This window comes from Dactylosporangium sp. NPDC006015, assembly GCF_040614215.1.
GTDB lineage: Bacteria > Actinomycetota > Actinomycetes > Mycobacteriales > Micromonosporaceae > Dactylosporangium > Dactylosporangium maewongense.
This window is the reverse complement of sequence record NZ_JBEXUD010000085.1, coordinates 1-17,610: the sequence shown is the minus strand read 5'-3', so window position 1 is coordinate 17,610 and position 17,610 is coordinate 1. Positions and strand designations below refer to the sequence as shown.

General features: G+C 74.2%; 14 protein-coding genes. 9 read left to right on the top strand and 5 right to left on the bottom strand.

Annotation, left to right across the window (positions count from 1 at the left end; genetic code table 11):
* The first annotated feature begins 76 nt into the window (after window positions 1-76).
* Both ABZ321_RS56820 and ABZ321_RS56815 read left to right on the top strand, forming a co-directional pair.
* Window positions 77-553 (top strand): S26 family signal peptidase, encoded by a 477-nt coding sequence (locus ABZ321_RS56820; protein WP_354905215.1) that lies wholly within the window; start codon window positions 77-79, stop codon window positions 551-553.
* A complete protein-coding gene (locus ABZ321_RS56815) occupies window positions 550-738 on the top strand; it encodes a hypothetical protein (protein WP_344506544.1) in 189 nt (62 codons plus the stop codon). Before ABZ321_RS56820 ends, ABZ321_RS56815 begins: the two co-directional genes overlap by 4 nt.
* 161 nt (window positions 739-899) lie before the next feature.
* Here ABZ321_RS56815 and ABZ321_RS56810 read toward each other — a convergent pair whose 3' ends face one another.
* Window positions 900-1,640, bottom strand: coding sequence for a rhomboid family intramembrane serine protease (locus ABZ321_RS56810; RefSeq protein WP_354905212.1), 741 nt, complete (start codon window positions 1,638-1,640; stop codon window positions 900-902).
* A 110-nt stretch (window positions 1,641-1,750) separates the two neighbouring features.
* On the opposite strand from ABZ321_RS56810, the gene ABZ321_RS56805 reads away from it, so the two are divergent.
* Genes ABZ321_RS56805 through ABZ321_RS56795 form a run of 3 tightly spaced genes read left to right on the top strand, consistent with a single transcriptional unit; the run spans window position 1,751 to window position 9,188 of the window.
* The gene (locus ABZ321_RS56805) at window positions 1,751-6,682 is read left to right on the top strand and encodes an aminotransferase class III-fold pyridoxal phosphate-dependent enzyme (protein WP_354905210.1); all 4,932 of its coding nucleotides are present in this window, start codon (window positions 1,751-1,753) and stop codon (window positions 6,680-6,682) included.
* A complete protein-coding gene (locus ABZ321_RS56800) occupies window positions 6,679-8,427 on the top strand; it encodes a fatty acyl-AMP ligase (RefSeq protein ID WP_354905208.1) in 1,749 nt (582 codons plus the stop codon). The genes ABZ321_RS56805 and ABZ321_RS56800 overlap by 4 nt, the downstream gene beginning before the upstream one ends.
* A gap of 17 nt (window positions 8,428-8,444) precedes the next feature.
* Complete coding sequence (locus tag ABZ321_RS56795) at window positions 8,445-9,188, top strand: HAD family hydrolase (protein ID WP_354905206.1); 744 nt, start codon at window positions 8,445-8,447, stop codon at window positions 9,186-9,188.
* A gap of 24 nt (window positions 9,189-9,212) precedes the next feature.
* Here the strand turns inward: ABZ321_RS56795 and ABZ321_RS56790 are convergent, their stop codons facing one another.
* Entirely contained in the window at window positions 9,213-9,971 is a 759-nt protein-coding gene (locus ABZ321_RS56790) for an ABC transporter permease (RefSeq protein WP_354905204.1), read from the bottom strand.
* The gene (locus ABZ321_RS56785; RefSeq protein WP_354905202.1) at window positions 9,968-10,699 is read right to left on the bottom strand and encodes an ATP-binding cassette domain-containing protein; all 732 of its coding nucleotides are present in this window, start codon (window positions 10,697-10,699) and stop codon (window positions 9,968-9,970) included. The genes ABZ321_RS56790 and ABZ321_RS56785 overlap by 4 nt, the downstream gene beginning before the upstream one ends.
* A gap of 156 nt (window positions 10,700-10,855) precedes the next feature.
* Between ABZ321_RS56785 and ABZ321_RS56780 the strand changes: the two genes are divergently transcribed.
* The 3 genes from ABZ321_RS56780 to ABZ321_RS56770 are packed head-to-tail and all read left to right on the top strand — an operon-like array spanning window position 10,856 to window position 13,178.
* Complete coding sequence (locus ABZ321_RS56780; protein WP_354905200.1) at window positions 10,856-12,181, top strand: sensor histidine kinase; 1,326 nt, start codon at window positions 10,856-10,858, stop codon at window positions 12,179-12,181.
* Window positions 12,178-12,507 (top strand): hypothetical protein, encoded by a 330-nt coding sequence (locus tag ABZ321_RS56775; protein WP_354905198.1) that lies wholly within the window; start codon window positions 12,178-12,180, stop codon window positions 12,505-12,507. The genes ABZ321_RS56780 and ABZ321_RS56775 overlap by 4 nt, the downstream gene beginning before the upstream one ends.
* Window positions 12,504-13,178 (top strand): response regulator transcription factor, encoded by a 675-nt coding sequence (locus ABZ321_RS56770; RefSeq protein ID WP_354905195.1) that lies wholly within the window; start codon window positions 12,504-12,506, stop codon window positions 13,176-13,178. Before ABZ321_RS56775 ends, ABZ321_RS56770 begins: the two co-directional genes overlap by 4 nt.
* Before the next feature lie 466 nt (window positions 13,179-13,644).
* Here the strand turns inward: ABZ321_RS56770 and ABZ321_RS56765 are convergent, their stop codons facing one another.
* Window positions 13,645-16,431 carry an FtsX-like permease family protein gene (locus ABZ321_RS56765; protein WP_354905192.1) on the bottom strand — a complete coding sequence of 929 codons (2,787 nt, stop codon included), beginning with the start codon at window positions 16,429-16,431 and terminating at the stop codon, window positions 13,645-13,647.
* Between the two features lie 293 nt (window positions 16,432-16,724).
* The gene (locus ABZ321_RS56760; protein WP_354905189.1) at window positions 16,725-17,177 is read right to left on the bottom strand and encodes a S26 family signal peptidase; all 453 of its coding nucleotides are present in this window, start codon (window positions 17,175-17,177) and stop codon (window positions 16,725-16,727) included.
* 65 nt (window positions 17,178-17,242) lie between these two features.
* On the opposite strand from ABZ321_RS56760, the gene ABZ321_RS56755 reads away from it, so the two are divergent.
* A partial coding sequence (locus ABZ321_RS56755) for a MauE/DoxX family redox-associated membrane protein (RefSeq protein WP_354905186.1) occupies window positions 17,243-17,610 on the top strand: 368 nt, incomplete at its 3' end.

The following is a 17,610-nucleotide window of genomic DNA, read 5'->3' as shown; positions in this document are numbered from 1 at the left end:
CGCCGGAGCGCAGCGGAGGTGACGGCATGAGCGGGCAGCACAGCGGCCCGGTCCGCCCATCAGCGGAGGCGGCGGCATGAGCTACGCGGTGGCGCTCGCGGCGGGCCTGTGGTTCGTCGCCCGCCGGCTGTTCGGCGTGGTCGTCGTCGCCGGGCGCAGCATGGAGCCGTCGCTGTGGGCGGGCGACCGGCTGCTCGTCGCGCGGTACGGCAGAGCCGTGCCCGGGCGGCTCGTGGTGTTGCAGGGACCGCACGGCCCGATGGTGAAGCGGGTCGCCGCGCTGCCCGGCCAACGGTCGCCCTGGCAGGCCGGCGCGGTCGTGCCGGCCGGTCACCTGCTCGTCCTGGGCGACAACGCGGCGCTCAGCCACGACTCCCGCCAGCTTGGCCCGCTGCCCACCGCCGCGGTCCGCGGTTTCGTGCTGCGCCGGCTCACTGCCGCGAACCCCGTCGACCGCGTACCGCGCGGGCCCGACGCCACAGACTCCGGCCCGCGGGCCGGAACGGCGGGGGCGTCCGCTCCCGTCGTCGTCACCGACCTGGAGGAACCATGACCCGAATCGTCCGCCTGGCCGCCGACAGGCTCCTGGCCGGCCTGCTGCCCACCAGCACAGCCAGCGCGTCCTGCCTCCCGCAGTCGTACTGCGAGCCCTGCCCCAACTCGGGCGGCCGCAAGCGGCGGGTGAACATCATGGCCGACTGCTCGGTGAGCTACGGCACCTGTCTGCTCAGCTGCTGACCCGACCGCGTCGCGACGGCCGGTCCGGCCCCGGGCACCGGGGCCGGACCGGCCGGTCCCGGTGCCCGGAAAAGGTGCCGTGGCGGTCCCGCTCGGTATCGGGGTCTGCGGCGACTCAGGTCAGTGCCGTCAGCGATGTGCCTGATACCCGGCGACTCGGATCACGGGCGGCGGGGCGCGGGCGCCGGGCGGTCGTCGGTGACCCGTCCGGCGCGGTGGCGGGGCGGGAAGACCAGCAGGCCGGCGACCGCGCCACAGAGCAGGGCGATGCCGTGCTGGTCAGGCCGGGCGGCGAGCGCACCGGCGCCGACCAGCGCGGCGAGGCCCGCGGCGAACGCGATCCCGGTGTAGCGGTCCCGGCGCAGCAGGATGCTCATCACCACCAGGACGACGGTCGGGGCCACGGTCGCGCCGACGACGCCGCCGAAGCCGAGCCCGGCCACGCACGCCACGTAGTACGGCACCACGAACGCGTGCGGGCGGGTCGCCGCGCCGGGGCGCAGGAGCAGCAGCGTCGCCAGGGCGCCGGCGAGGCCGCAGACGGCGAGGGAGTTGCCGGAGCCGGTCGGGTCCAGCCGCTCGCCGAAGGCCTCACCGGCCAGCCCGATCCCTATGTACAGCACGAGCCAGCGCAACGTGCCGAACCGGCGCTCGGCGATGACGCCGACGACGACCAGTGAACCGATGTTGAACAGGATCTGGCCCCAGCCCGAACCCTGCACGAGCAGCGGCGTGAACCACCGCCACCACTCGCCGTCGTGCAGCGCTGGGTAGTCGCGCCGGAACCGTTCCAGGACGTCGGGGTCGTTGAGCTGGGCCGCGGCACCGAGTGTGGTGATCAACGCGACGACCACGGTGGCGATCGGCAGGCCCGCGCGGCGGCGGGTTTCGACGGCGGTCACTACTCATACGCTACCGGTCGCGTGCTCGTCCCTCTCGGCGCGCTCGGCGAACTAGGCGTTCTCTTAACCGCGATCGCCGATGCTTCTGTACCGAGCATGGGAGGCGAGACGTGCAACCAGTGACGCAGGCGGACGTCGAGGCGTGGATCCTGCGCCACGTCGCGGAGAAGGTCGGCGCGGGCACGGTGGAGCCCGACGCGGTGCTCGCCGACCTCGGCCTGTCCTCCCGCGACGCCCTGGTGCTGCTTGGCGACCTGCAGCAGCTGCTGGGCCGGCCCGTCGAGGCGACCGTCTTCTGGCAGTACCCGACGGCGCGGCTGCTGGCCCGCCACCTCACCGGTGCCGGCGAACCCGTGGCGGCGCTCGAACGCACGGCGAAACCCGAGGTGAACGAGCCGATCGCCGTCATCGGCATGGGCTGCCGCTTCCCGGGCGCCACCGGCCCCGACGCGTTCTGGCAGCTGCTGGAGACCGGCACCGACGCCGTCGGCGGCGACGTGCCCGGCCACCCGCCGCTCGGCCGCCCGCACGGGCTGCTCGCCGACGTCGACCAGTTCGACGCGGAGTTCTTCGCCGTCTCCGGCAAGGAGGCTGGGCACGTCGACCCGCAGCACCGGCTGCTGCTCGAGGTCGCGTGGGAGACCCTGGAGGACGCGGGGGTCGTGCCGGCGAGCCTGGCCGGCACCCGCACCGGCGTGTTCGTCGGCATCAGTGGCAGCGACTACGGCCGGCTCATCGCCCGCGAGCCGCACCTGCACACCCCGTACTCCGGGACCGGCCAGGCGCTGAGCGTCGCGGCGAACCGCATCTCCTACGCGCTGGACCTCAAGGGCCCCAGCGTCGCCGTCGACACCGCCTGCTCATCCTCGCTGGTGGCGCTGCACATGGCCTGCCGCAGCCTGCGCCTCGGCGAGTCCGAGACCGCGCTCGCCGGCGGCGTCAACCTGCTGCTGGACACCGACGGCACCGACGTCTTCGAGCAGGCCGGCATGATGGCCGCCGACGGGCGGTGCAAGACCTTCGACGCCGCCGCCGACGGCTACGTCCGCGCCGAGGGCTGCGGCCTGGTGCTGCTCAAGCGCCTCGACGCGGCGGTTCGCGACGGCGACCGGATCCTCGCCGTCGTCCGCGGGTCCGCGGTCAACCAGGACGGCCGCAGCAACGGCCTCACCGCCCCGCACGGCGGCGCCCAGCAGGACGTCCTGCGCGACGCCCTGCACGACGCGGGCCTCGCGCCCGGCGACGTCGACTACGTCGAGGCGCACGGCACCGGTACCCCGCTCGGCGACCCGATCGAGGCGGCCGCGCTCACCGCCGTCCTCGGCGACGGCCGGCCCGCGAGCGAGCCGCTGATGCTCGGCTCGGTGAAGACCAACATCGGCCACGCCGAGGCCGCGGCCGGCATCGCCGGGGTGCTCAAGGTCGTGCTGATGCTGCGGCACGAGCACGTGCCGGCCCACCTGCACCTGTGCGAACGCAACCCGCGCATCCCCGCGGACGCGCCGCTGACCGTGCCGTCCACCGGGCAGCCGTGGCGGCCGCGGCGCGGCACCCTGACCGCCGGCGTCAGCTCGTTCGGGTTCGGCGGCACCAACGCCCACGTCATCCTCCAGGCCGCGCCGGCCCCGGCGAAGCCGCCCGCGAACAAGGGCAACGTCCGCACATCGCACCTGGTCACCGTCAGCGCCAAGACACCGGCGGCGGTCGCCGCGCTCGCCGCCCGGTACGCGACCCGCCTCGAACAGCGGCCCGCTCCTTCGCTCGCCGACCTCACCGCCTCCGTCCACACCGGACGGTCACACTTCCGGTACCGGGTCGCGTTCGCCGCCCGTACCGGCGAAGAAGCCGCCGAACAGCTGCACCGGATCGCCTCGGGGACGGCCCACCAGGGCCTGCACCCCGGCGAGCGTCCGCCCGGCGGTCCCGGTGGCATCGCGTTCCTGTTCAGCGGGCAAGGGTCGCAGTACGCCGACATGGGCCGCCAGCTGTACGTGACGAACGCCGGCTTCCGCGCCACCCTCCTGGGCTGCGACGAGATCCTCCGGGACCTGATCGGCCGCGGCCTCCAGACGGTGCTGTTCCCGGAGCCGGCCGAGCGGCACCTGCTCGACGAGACGCGCTACACCCAACCGGCGCTGTTCTGCCTCCAGTACGCCCTGGCGCGGCTGTGGACCGGCTGGGGCGTGCACCCCGGCCACCTGCTGGGCCACAGCGTCGGCGAGCTCGCCGCCGCCTGCGTCGCCGGGGTCTTCGACCTCGAGGACGGGCTGCGGCTGGTCGCCGCCCGCGGCCGGCTCGTGCAGGAGCGCAGCGCACCCGGCGCGATGCTCGCCGCGTTCACCGGCGAGGACACGGTCCGGGCCGCGCTCGCCGCCGTCGCCGACCCGAGCCTGGCGATCGCCGCGGTCAACGCCGGCACAAACGTCACCGTCGCCGGCACCGCCGAGGCCGTCGCGGCCGTCGAGGCGCACCTGACCGCCGCGGGGGTGACGGTGCGGCCGGTGAAGTCCACGCTCGCGTTCCACTCGCCGATGATGGCCGCGGCCCGCGACGCCTTCGCTGACGTCGCCGCCGCCGTGACCTACGGGGCACCGCGGATCCCGCTGGTCAGCGACCTGGACGGCCGGCTCTTCGACGACGAGTACCGCCCCGACGCGGCGTACTGGACCAGGCACCTCACCTCGACGATCCGCTACGCCGACGGCGTGCGCAGGCTGGCCGAGGCCGGCTGCACCACGTTCGTCGAGGTCGGACCCGGTCAGGTGCTGCTCGGCGCCGGTCGCCGGGTGGTGTCCGGCGCCCGGTGGCTGCCGTCGCTGCGCACCGGCGCGGAGGACGGCGACGTGCTCACCGATTCGCTCGCCCAGCTGTACGCCGCCGGGCACGACCTCGACTGGGCCGCCTTCCACGACGGGTTCCGCCGCCGGCGGGTCGACCTGCCCACCTACCCGTTCCAGCGCAGACGGTTCTGGCTGCCCACGGCGACCCTGCCGAAGCCCGCACCGGCATCGATCCCCGTCCAGAGAGGGGCTGAGGAGCACGTGGCACAACCGACGTCGGCAGGAGCGGACGCCCGCGTCCTGGCGGAGCTGGGCCAGGTGGTGACGACGCTGCTGGAGTCCGACGCGCCGATCGACCCGGACATGTCGTTCCTGGAGCTCGGCGCCGACTCCATGACGCTGTTCCACACGATCCAGAGCATCCAGCGCACCTACGAGGTGGTCATCCCGATCGGGATGCTGTTCGAGGAGGTGAACACGCTGCGGCGGCTGGCGGGGTACATCGTGCGCAACGCCCCGGCCGCGGTGCTGGCCCTGCGTGAGCCGCCCCCGCCCGCCGTGCCGGCCCCGCTGCCCCTGATCAGCCCGCCGTCTGCCGCCGCGGTGCTGCCGCCGGTCGCGCCGGGTGGGGGCAGCGCCGTCGACCGGTTCCTCGACGTCCACGCGCAGGTGATGGATCAGGCGTACGAGCTGATCCGCCGCCGCCAGCCCGGCGCCGCGCCTTCCGCAGCACCCGCGTTGCCCGCGCCCGCTGTGGCGCCCGCGCCTGCCGCGCCGGTTGAGCAGGCGGTGCAGCGCACGGCGATTCCGGCCGCGCCGCAGGGGACGTTCGTCGCGTTCGGCCCCCGCACCGGCGGCGCCTCGCGGAAGCTCACCGACGCCCAGCGGGCGTTCATCGCCGACCTGTCCAGCGCGTACTGCGCCCGCACCGCCGGCTCCCGCGCCCAGGCCGCCGCCGAGCGGTTGGGCCACGCCGACGTCCGGCACGCGCCGCAGCCGTACCTCAACCTCAAGGAGACCCGCTACCCGATCGTGGTGGCCCGGTCCAACGGGGCCAGGGTGTGGGACGTCGACGGCAACGAGTACGTCGACCTCACCATGGGCTTCGGGGTGAACCTGTTCGGCCACAACGAGCCGTTCATCAACGAGGCCATCACCGCCCAGCTCGCCGACGGCATGCAGCTCGGGCCGCACTCGCCGCTGGTACCGGAGACGACCGACCTCATCAGGCGGCTGACCGGCAAGGAACGGGTCGTCTACTGCAACACCGGCTCCGAGGCGGTGATGGTGGCGGTCCGGCTGGCCCGGGCGGTCACCGGGCGGCACCGGATCGCAATGTTCGCGGGCGCCTATCACGGCACCGCCGACCCGATCCTGGCGCGGCAGGACATCGAGGGCTCCTCCGGCGAGTCGGTGCCGATGGCGCCCGGCATCCCGCCGGAGGTCAGCGCCAACGCGCTCGTGCTGCCCTACGGCGACCCGGCGTCGCTGCAGGTGCTGCGGGAGCGGGTACACGAGCTCGCCGCGGTGATCGTCGAGCCGGTGCAGAGCCGCCGCCCCGACATCCAGCCCGTCGAGTTCCTGCGCGAGGTCCGCCGGATCACCGCCGACGCCGGCACCCCGTTCGTCTTCGACGAGGTCATCACCGGGTTCCGGATGCACCCGAACGGCGCCCAGGGTCTCTTCGGCATCGCCGCCGACATCACCACCTACGGCAAGGTCGTCGGCGGCGGAATGCCGATCGGGGTGGTCGCCGGCGACGCGAAGTACCTCGACGCCATCGACGGCGGCGCCTGGGAGTTCGGCGACCAGCCGTACCCGCAGACGGTCCGCACCTTCTTCTCCGGCACGTTCTGCAAGCACCCGCTGTCGATGGCCGCCGCCCGGGCGGTCCTGCGGGAGCTGGTCCGCCGCGGCCCGGCGCTGCAGGAGGAGCTCAACGCCAGGACCGAGGCCTTCGGCGCCCGCCTCGACGCGAGGTTCGAGGGCGCGGGCGTGCCGATCCGGGTCGCCCGGTTCGGTTCGCTGTTCCGGCTCCGGCTGGTCGAGGAGCCCGCGAACTCGGAGCGGTCCGAGATCTTCCACACGATGCTCGTCCACGACGGCCTGTACATCTGGGAGGGCCGCAACTGCTTCCTGTCCCTCGCCCACACCGACGAGGACCTGGACAGGATCGAGGCGGCCGTCGTGAAGGCCGCCGACGCGATGACCGCCAACGGGCTGTTCCCCGGCGCCCGGCTGATGCTGGCGGGCGCGCTGTGACGTCCCGGCACCCGATCCAGGTGCACGAGGGCGTCGGCACCCTCGTCGACCTGCTGCGCCACCAGGCCGCGAACAGGCCGGACCAGCCCGCCTGCACCGAGCTGGACAGCCACGGCGAGGAGGTGCTGACCCTCACCTACGCACAGCTGGAGGAGCGGGTCCGCGACACCGCGGCGCTGCTGCAGCAGACCGCGCAGCCGGGGGACCGGGCGATGCTGATGCTGCCCAACGGCGTCGACTTCGTCGTCGCGTTCTTCGCCTGCGCCTACGCGGGGCTCGTCGCGGTGCCGTCACCGGCCCCGGACGCGATCCACGGCGGGAAGCGGACCCTCGGCCGGCTCGGCGGGATCGTCAAGGACGCCGACCCCGCGGTGGTGCTCACCACCGCCGAGCACGCCGAGTCGTCGCTGGTCGCCGACCTCGGCAGCGTCGAGCCGATCGTGGTGGCCGACGTGCCGGAGGGTCTCGCCGGGCTGTGGCGCGACCCCGGGGTGCGGCCGTCGGATCCGGCGTTCCTGCAGTACACGTCGGGCTCCACGAGCGCGCCGAAGGGTGTCGTGCTCAGTCACGGCAACGTGCTGGCCAACGCCGCCGCCATCGCGGTCCTCGTCGAGGCGCCGGCCTGCGACCCCGCCGACTTCTGTGTCGTGAGCTGGCTGCCGGTCTTCCACGACATGGGTCTCGCCCAGCTGATCGGCGGCCTGTACCCGGGCGGCCGGGCCGTGCTGCTGCCGCCGATGGCGCTGCTCATGCGGCCGTTCGTCTGGCTGGACGCGATCAGCCGCTTCCGCGCCTGGGTCTCCTCCGCCCCGAACTTCGCCTACGAGCTGTGCGTCGCGAAGATCACCGAGGAGCAGAAGGCGCGGCTCGACCTGAGCCCGTGGCGGGTCGCGCTCAACGGCGCCGAGCCCGTGCGGCACGGCACGCTCACCGCGTTCATGTCGGCGTTCGCCGGGGCCGGGTTCAGCCCGGCGACGTTCCGGCCCTGCTACGGCCTGGCGGAGGCGGTCGTGTACGTCAGCGGCGCCCGCCTCCCGGGCGACGCCCGCCACGTCGACCTGGACGCCTCGGCGCTGGCGGAGCGCGGCGAGCTCGTCGCGGCGCGGCCGGGGCACCCGTCGCGGCAGGTCGTCGCGTGCGGACGCGTCCCGGCCAACCTCGACGTGAGGATCGTCGCCGCCGGTGTACCGGCTCCGGAAGGCCTGGTGGGGGAGGTCTGGGTGGCCGGCGACAGCGTCTCCTCCGGCTACTGGCGGCAGCCGGAGGCGACCGAGGCCCGTTTCGGCGGCACGCTCGAGGACCGCCCCGGCGTCGGCTTCCTGAAGACCGGCGACCTCGGGTTCCTGCGCGACGGGCAGCTCTACGTCCTGGGCCGCATCGACGACCTGATCATCGTGGACGGGCGCAACCACTACCCGAGCGACATCGAGCGCACCGTCAGCGCCGCACACCCGGCGGTCGGCCCGGACTGCGTGGCGGCGTTCCAGTTCGGCGACGACGGCCGGCTCGGCGTCGTCGCCGAGACCGCCCGCCAGGTCCGGGTCTCGCGGCTGCCGGGCGGCGACGGCGTCGCGTTCGACGAGGTGGTCGCCGCGGTCCGCCGGGCGGTCGCCGACGAGCACCAGCTGCACGTCGCATCGGTGACCCTGCTGCGCCCCGGCGGCCTGCCCCGCACCACCAGCGGCAAGGTCCAGCGCAAGCGGAGCCGCGAGCTGCTGCCCGACGGCGGGCCCAAGGCGTGGTGACCGGTACCGTACTGCCGATGCGCACCTTGTTCGACACGCCTTCCACGTACAGCACCGACCCCGCCGCGCAGGCAGGTCCGGTGCCGCCGGTGCAGGCGGTGCTCTTCGACTTCGCCAACACGATCTTCCACATGATCGACGCCCAGCAGTGGCTGCGGCTGATCGCCGCCGACACCGGCCGGGCTTCTCTGCTGGACGACCCGGCCGTGCTCGCGGCGGCGCTCACCGATCTCGCCGCCGCCTACCAGCTGCCGGAGGTCCTCGCCGTGCAGGCGGGCCGCGACCTGTCCGCCGACCGGCACCGCTCGGCGATGCTCGCCTGGTTCGCCGCGGTGCCGTTCCTGCGCGGTCACGAGGCGGCCGCGCACGCCCGGATGATCCACACCGAGTCGTGGGTGCCCTACCAGGACACCGGCTTCGTCCTGCGCGGGCTGCGTTCGCGCGGTGTCCGGGTCGGGGTGGTCAGCGACATCGCCTGGGACATCCGGGCGCACGTCGCGCACTTCGGCCTCGGCGACCTCGTCGACACGTACGCGCTGTCTTACGAGGCCGGCCGGGAGAAGCCCGACCCGGAGCTGTTCCGCAAGGCGTGCGCGGACCTCGGCGCCGACCCCCGGGCGACGCTGATGGTCGGCGACAACCCGGTCCGTGACGGCGGCGCCTCCGCCGCCGGGCTGCGCTGTTTCATCCTGCCGGCGGAGCACCGCACCGGAGACCGCGGTCTGGCTCCGGTCCTGGACCTGGTGCCCGCGGTGCGGTGACCGCTTTGTGGTATTGGTCGCCTATTAGTCCCTGCGGGCTCGGAACCAACCCAGGCTGAGCGCCAGCGTCAGGTAGAGGGCCAGGTCCGCGTACGCCATCCGCAGCGACGGCAGCCTCGGCTTCGCCGCGGTCGCGTGGACCTGGCCGACGACGTCGCCGGCGTTGGACAGCAGCAGCCGGGACGGCAGGTAGGACCAGCTTTCGAGGGCCCGCGCCGCGCCGTACGCGAGGAACACCACGGCGAACAGGGTGGCGATGGCGGCCGCGTGCTGGCGCAGCAGGGCACCCAGACCGAAGCCGACCATGGTGATCACGAACAGGTACAGCCCGGCGCTGCTCACCGCCCGCAGCACGCCCGGGTCGCCGAGCCGCACACCCAGGCCGTGCCGGTCCAGGAGGGCCTGGCCGAGCAGGAACGTGCCGAACGCCAGCGCCTCGCCGAGCACCAGCGTGACGCCGCCCGTGACCAGCAGCTTCGCCAGCAGCGCGACACTCCGCCGCGGGGTGGCGGCCAGCGTCGGCACGATCGTGCCGGACGCGTGCTCGGTCGTCACCGAGAGCACTCCCAGCACGCCGAACGCCAGCTGCGCGAACGTCAGCCCGCCGAACGCGGCGCCGACGGCGTCGAACGCGGCCTGGTCCGCCGCCGGCACGGTGCCGATCGTGCCGGTGACGCACAGCCCGACGGCGAGGACCGCCGCGGCGGCGACCGCCAGCCACGTCGACCGGACCGACCACAGCTTGATCCACTCCGCGTGGGCCGTGCGTCGCAGCACCGTCATCGTGCGCCTCCCTGCTTCGCGCGGTACTGCGTCGATGCCGCGGTGACGGCGAAGTACGCGTCCTCGAGGGTGGCGTGGCCGCGGGTGAGCTCCTGGATGCTCTGGTCGGCCAGGAGCCGGCCGGCGCCGATGACGAGCAGGTGGTCGGCGACGAGGGCCATCTCCGTGATGAGGTGGCTGGACACCAGCAGCGTGCGGCCCTCGGCGGCGAGGTCGCGCAGCAGCGTCCGGAACCAGTGCACGCCCTCCGGGTCCAGGCCGTTGACCGGCTCGTCGAGGATGAGGACCGGCGGGTCGCCGAGCAGCGCGGCGGCGATGCCGAGGCGCTGGCGCATGCCGAGGGAGTAGCCCCGCACGCGCCGCCCGGCGACCGCTTCGAGGCCGGTCCGGCCGAGGACCTCCCCGACGCGGTGCTTCGGCAGCCCGTTGCTGGCGGCGAGCCAGCGCAGGTGCGCGTGCGCGGTCCTGCCGCCGTGTACGGTCGCCGCGTCCAGCAGCGCACCGACCTCGCGCAGCGGCGCCTGCATCAGCCGGTACGCCCGGCCGTCGAACGTGACCCGTCCGGCGCTCGGAGTGGTCAGGCCGAGCAGCATCCTGATGGTGGTGGACTTGCCCGCGCCGTTGGGGCCGAGGAACCCGGTGACCCGGCCCGGCCGCACGTCGAACGTCACCGCGTCCACGACGGTGCTGCCGCCGTAGCGTTTGCTCAACTGTCGAACCTCGATCATGCCGTCGACGATCGCAGCGGGCCGTCGCGGTGTCGTCTGCCGCTCGTACCCCCACCGCGCGGGCTACCGCACCAGCCGAATGGCCGGGTTGTCTGCCGCGCGGCATACACCCTGGGGAGGACGACGGTGGCGGGTGCCGGTCGTACGCTCGGCGACATGACCACCGAGCTGCGCCCGCCGCTGCGGCATCGGCTGCGGCCCTGGCACTGGCTCGTTGTCGATGTCGTCGCCGCGCTGCTGTATGCCGTCCCCGCCGGCGGCATCATCGCGGTGAAGGCCGACCCGGGGTGGCTTGCCGTCGCCGCGCTGGCGGTGTCGTGCGGGGTCCTGCCCCTCGCGCGCCGGTTCCCGCTGACCGCGTCGCTGGCCGCCCTCGCGGTGTTCTGGCTCAGCCCGCTGTCGAGCCGGCTCGGGTGGATGGCGCTTGTACCGGCCGCGTATGCGCTGTACCGGGTGGCGGAGCGGCACCGCGGGCGGACGGCCGTCCTCGCGCTCGTGGCCGGCCTGACCGGTCCCGTGGCGACGGCACTGCCCGGGTTCCGGCACGTCGGCGGCATCCTGCCGTTCGCGCTGCTGCTCGTCGCGGCGTGGCTGGTCGGCTTCATGGTGCACCAGCACCGTCGGTATACCGAGGAGCTGCTGCGGCACCGGGCCCGGCAGGCGGACGCCGAGCTGGAGCGGGCGGCCCGCCGCAGCGCCGACGAGCGGTTGCGCATCGCCCGCGAGCTGCACGACGTCGTGGCCCACAGCATGAGCGTGATCACGGTGCAGGCCACGTACGGCCGGCTGATGCTGGACCGCGAGCCGGCGAAGGCGGCCGACGCGCTCGCGGCGATCGAGACCACCGGCCGGGAGTCCCTCGCGGAGCTGCGACGGGTGCTCGGCGCGCTGCGTGACGAGCGGCCCGCCACGACCGCGCCCGCGCCCGGCCTGCCCGATCTGCCACGCCTGGCGGCGCAGACCGAGGCGGCCGGCGTGCGGGTGGACCTCGCGGTGACCGGCGACCCGCGCCCGCTCGGCGCCGGCCTGGAGCTGACCGTGTACCGGATCGTGCAGGAGGCCCTGACCAACGTCATCCGCCACGCCGCGGCGACCCACGCGCGGGTCTCGGTCGCCTACACCGGCGCCGAAGTCACCGTCGAGGTCACCGACGACGGCCGGGGCGCCGACGAGGTCCTGGACCCTGCCGCCGACGGACACGGGTTGAGCGGCATGCGCGAGCGCGCGGCCCTGTTCGGCGGCACCCTGTCCACCGCCTCGCCCCCGTCAGGAGGCTTCACGGTCCGCGCCGCCCTGCCGATACCGGCAGACGCCGTTCCGGACGCCGCCGCACGTGCCCGGCCGGGCGTGCCGGCGGGTGCCGGGCCGTGCCTGGCGACGGGTGCTGTGATGGAGGCGGCTGCGGGGGTCGCGACGGATGCGTCGGCGAGGGCCGTGCCGGGAGCGGCGGCAGGGAGGTTGACGGACACGGCGGCACGGTGACCGAGGCCCGGGCGGTGGCCGCAGTAAAGATGCACCCCGTCCTGCCGGCGCCGGCCTGCGTGCCGGTTGAGGGTGTGGCCGTGTCGACGGCGACCGTGGTGGACGTGGTGGGGGAGAAGGTTGCCTTCGTGCCGGCTGAGGGTGCGGCAGCGGTGGCGGCAACCGTGATGGCTGCGGCCGGGGAGGAGGTTGCCTGCGTGGTGGTTGAGGGCGCGGCCATGGTGGCGGCGACTGTGGTGGACGCGGCCGGGGAGGAGGTTGCCTTCGTGCCGGGTGAGGGCGCGGCAGCGGTGGCGGCGATGCTGACGGGTGCGGCGGCGCGGTGAACGAGGTCCGGGTGGTCGTCGCCGACGACCAGGCGCTCGTTCGCGTCGGGCTGTGCGGCATCGTGGCGACCGGCGACGGCCTGACCGTGGTCGGTGAGGCGGCCGACGGGCTGGCGGCCGTCGACGTCGTCACCCGGCTGGCGCCCGACGTGGTGCTCATGGACATCCGCATGCCCGTCCTGGACGGCATCGAGGCGACCCGCAGGATCACCGCTTCGACGGCCAGCCGCGTGCTGATCCTGACGACGTTCGACCTCGACGAGTACGTCTACGGCGCGCTGCGCGCGGGGGCCAGCGGCTTCCTGCTCAAGGACGCGCCGCCGGAGGACCTGCACGCGGCGATCAGGGTCATCGCGGCCGGCGACGCCCTCCTGGCGCCCGGTGTGACCCGCCGCCTGATCGCCACCTTCGCCGCATCTTCCGCCGCCTCGGTGGATCCCGCCCCCGTGCCGCCGAGACCGGCGCCCGGCCCGCTCGGCGGCCTGACCGACCGCGAGCGGCAGGTGTTGGCCCTGGTCGCCGAGGGGCTCACCAACGCCGAGATCGGGCTACGCCTGCACATCACCGCCGGCACCGCCAAGACCCACGTGGCCCGGCTGCTGCACAAGCTCGACGCCCGCGACCGCATCCAGCTGGTCATCATCGCGCACCGCGCCGGCCTGGCTCCCTGAAGCCGTGCCCTGATCCGCATCCAGAACGAGCCGGCGGCGCGGTCACTCCTCAGCCAGGAGTCGGGCGATCGGCAGTCGGTGGAGGATCACGATCGGCATCGCACCGGCGACCGCGGCCTGGCCTCGATCCTGGACCTGGTCCCCTCCACCCGTTGAGCCGGCCCGAGCGGGCCTGTGACCGAGCCTGGGCCACTGACACCGTCGGCGACGACCCCGCTGTCTACGACCGCAGGGATGACGACGCCGAGTGGCAGTTTGTCGTGGCTGGTCTGGCGGCATTGAGGCCGATGGCACGCTGGCCTACATCGCATCCGACGCGGGCAGCCCGAGCGCGTTCATCACCCTCGGCGCCAGCACACGGTCCACGAACCCTGTCTTCGAGTCCGTCGTCGGATTGTCGTGGCACCGGCCGGCTGCCTACCGACGGTGAGTCGACCTGAGCTGCGGGAAGGCCTTGTCAGCGCGGTCACTCCTCGGCCAGGAGCTGGGCGATGGGCAGGCGACGGAGGATTGCGATCGGTACCGTCGCGGCGACCGCGGACACGGCGACGCCCGCGGTGAGGGCGGTCGCCGCGCACCACACCAGTGGTGCGGTGAGCGCGCCGGCGAACAGGGCCGCGGCGCCCAGTCCGAGGCCCGCGCCGGTGGCGCCGCCGAGCACGCCGATGGCGACGGCCTCGGTGACGACGAGGCGGCGCAGCAGGCCGTCGTGCCAGCCGGCGGCGCCGAGCAGGGCCAGTTCGCCGGAGCGCTCGGAGATGCCGAGGAACAGCACATCGGCGACGGACACGACGCCGAGCACGATGGTGATGGCGACGGCGAGGTAGTCGACGGTGCGGGCCTGCACCGCGATCGCTTCGCCGAGGAGCGTGCCGACGACCGCGCCGCGGAACGCGAAGGTGATGGCCAGCAGCATGGTGAGCGCGGCGACGCCGATGGCGAGGCTGCCGGCGCCCAGGGCGGCCCGGCCGGGTGTCCGTGCGAGGTAGGACAGGGCGAGGCCGGTGACCCGCCGCGGGCTGCGGCGCCGGGCGGAGGAAGCCGACACGGCGGGCCGGACGGCCACCGCGGGGTCCGGTCTGGCCGCGCGCAGCGCCGGCCACAGCCCCGCCGCGACGGCCAGGAGCAGCGCGACGGGGATGGCCAGCAGGGCGCGGAGCCAGCCGATGTCGAGCCCGAACGCGGCGGCGAGCGGCACGGCGAGCAGGGTCCCCGCGATGCCGGCGGCCAGGCCGATGCCGGTGATCTCGGTGAGGAGGAGTTGGAGCAGCTGTCTTCGGCTCCAGCCGAGGCAGGCGAGCACGCCGAGGTCGGTGCGCCGGGCGCGGGTGGCGGCGTTGGTGGCGTTGAGTACGGCGAGGGCGCACACGACGAGCACGAGGCCGGACAGCAGGACGCTCTTGCGGTCGGCCGCGCGGACCAGGACCGCCGCGACGCCCTTCTTGACCCACGGTTCGGACACGGCGAGGTCCGGTCGCCCGAACTTGCCCGCGGGGTACTGGACGGTGACGCCGGTGGGTGAGCTGCCGAGGGTGATGTCGACCTGCAGCCCGGTGCGGCGGGCCAGCTGCTCGGCGACGAGCCGGACCCGTTCGCGGTCGGCGGCGCCCATGCCGACGGTGCCGGCGAGCCGGACCCGCACCATGCTGATCGGGGCCGCGCGGTTGAGCTGGTACTCGGGGTACTCCGGTTTCGTGCCGTACCCGTCGGGGCCGAAGATGACCGGCAGCGCGCCCATCGTCGTCAGCATCAGCGGCGGCTGGCTGAGCAGTCCGCTGACGTTGGCGTTCGGCTCCAGGCGGCGGCCGCCGAGGGCCTTGCGGGAAGCGTCGTCGGCCCCCTCGGCGCCGGGGTTGAAGTACGTGTCCATCGGGACGGCGGAGAGCGCGCCGCCCAGCCGCACCCGGGACGGGTCGAAGGTGCCGACGGCGTCGAGCGCGACGTCCGGCATGGCGATGTCGCCGGGTTGGATGTCGTGCTCGGCGGTGATGTTCGGGTGTGCGGCGACGGCGCCCCGCACGCCGGTGTCGGCGAACTCCATCGGCACGGGGTGGCCGCTGTCGCCGGCGTCGGCGCCGAGCCCCCAGATCTTGAGGTCGTAGGGGACCGGCTCGGTCCGCAGGCCGTCGCCGGCGGGGGTCGTCCTGGCGGGTCCGACGGTCCAGAACCGGTCCAGCCACAGCGTGTTGGACACCGCCATGTCGTCGGGACCGCTCTGGAAGGGGTGGCGCAGCCGGTCGACCATGTCCTGGTACGGCCCGTCGATCGGGACCGTCCGGGTCGCGACCCGGGTGCCCGGTTGGCCGTCCAGCGCGGCGCGGAGGCCGCGGTTGTCGGTGCCGGCCCGGACCAGCTCGACGGACGCGCCGCCGAGCCGCTGGATCTGCAGTTCGAGCTGAGCGTCGAGCTGCGGCTTGTCGGCGACGAGGATCGGCAGCGAGTCGTAGGGGTAGGGCATGCCGTCGAGCCGGCGCTGGGCGGGCTGCTCGCCGGCGGTGAAGTACCTGCCCGAGGTGACCGCGGTGTCGAGCCCGGCGAGGGCGGCCTCGGCCGCGGGGTCGACGGCGGCCATCAGGAACGGCACCGACCAGGCGAGGGTGACCACCGGCGCGACCGGGTTGCCGAACACGTCGCGGGAGCCGGGCCCGCCGACGCAGGTGAGCGAGGAGCGGCCTGGCAGGTCGGTCGGGTCGATGAAGTCCCGCTCGCCCACGGACTGCACGACGGGGCAGACCGGCTGGCGGCCGCCGCCCGGGTCGACCTCCTCGGCGGGTGGGACGCCTTCGCCGCTGCGCATCTCGCTGAGCTGCTTCTGGTGCAGCACGTTGCGGGTCGAGTACAGGTAGGCCGCGCCGTCCGGGATGCGCGACAGGCCGGCGTCGGTGACCCAGGTCGGCTGCACCTTGATCACCTGGCGTTCGGCGGCCGGGTCGAGGTCGGCGCCGAGCTGCACGGTGACGGGGACGGTCCGGATGACGTAGCCGATGACGGCGACGGGTGCGGCGACGGCGACGCCAGGCACGTTCTGGATCTGGTGCCATTGCTCGACGGTGATGCCCCCGCGCAGGCCGGCGAGCTGACCTGACTGCACCAGGTTGCGCTGCTGTTCCAGGGGCAGGACGCTGCCGGTCGGGCGGATGAGGACGTCGTACGCGGGGCGGAAGTTGGCCTCGACGGTGCCGTCGGCGTCGAGCCGGGCCGTGACGGCGGCCGCGGTCAGCAGGGTGAAGCCGACCACCGCGACGGTGATCATCGAAAGCAGGGCAATAGACCGCCGTAAGCGGACCCGCCATTGCGACGCGGCCATGCCAAGCATCGATTGCCCCCGTCCTCGTGCTTCCTTCGGCATGTTATCGCTCACACCATTGGTGTCAATCACGCTCGCCCGCACGCCAGCGAGATTGTCTGGATAGACATTGACACCCAACGAGGGAAGGTGTTGCATGGCGGCCAATGATGTGAGCGATCACATCACAAGATCATGATTGGAGTCGGGCGTTGCCACGGGGGAGCTGGCGGCCCGCCGTCCTGTCCGGCTGTTGCCGGTCAGCGGCCGGCCGTCCGAAGGTCTGCAACCACCACACCGACGACGAGCCGCAGCGGCAGGAAGCCCCAGGCGCGCGAGTCGATGCTGTCCGCGTCGTCGCCGAGCACCACCACCGCATCCTCGGGCACCAGGTCCGGACTCTGCGTGCCGAGTGCCGGGCGCACGGCCGCCGGCACCGCGTCGCCGGGCAGCGCGGCGAGGCGCTTCACGAGATAGCCGCTGCGGTGTGCCGCCAGCGCGGCGGCCTCGGCCGCCACGTCGCCTTGACGCAGCACCACCACCATGCCGGCGGCCGGGCGGCGCCGGCGGCTGACCAGGACGCGGTCGCCGTCGTGGTAGGTCGGCGCCATGCTGCCGCCGCAGACCGTCACCACCAGCAGCGACCGACGCGCGACAACGACTCCGGCGGCCAGCAGCAGGACCACGCAGCCGGCCAGGGTTGCCAGCACCATTCGTGGAGTATCGACGGATTTATCCGGACCTGTCAACGAACCGCGGGCGTCCGGGCCGGTCGGCCATGCTCGTCGCGTTAGTGCTCGTGCCCCTCGGCGCGCTCGCGGTGTCGGCCGCGGCCAAGGTGCGCAGCCGCGCCGCGTTCACCGGGTTCGCCGCCGCGACGGCGGACCTCGGCCGCCTGCCGGCCCGGCTCGCGGCACCCGCCGCCACCGCCGTGGTCCTCGCCGAAGCGGTCCTCGCGGCGGCGCTCACCGGCGCGCTGCTCGCGCCGCGGGTCCTTGCCGCACCCGCGCTCGTCGGCGCCGCGGTCATGTTCGCCGCGTTCGCCGCGGTCCTTGCCCGGGCGCTCGCCGGCGGGACCGCCGCCGCCTGTCACTGCTTCGGGCCGTCGCCGGCGCGGATCACGTGCCGGCGCGCGACTCGCGCCCG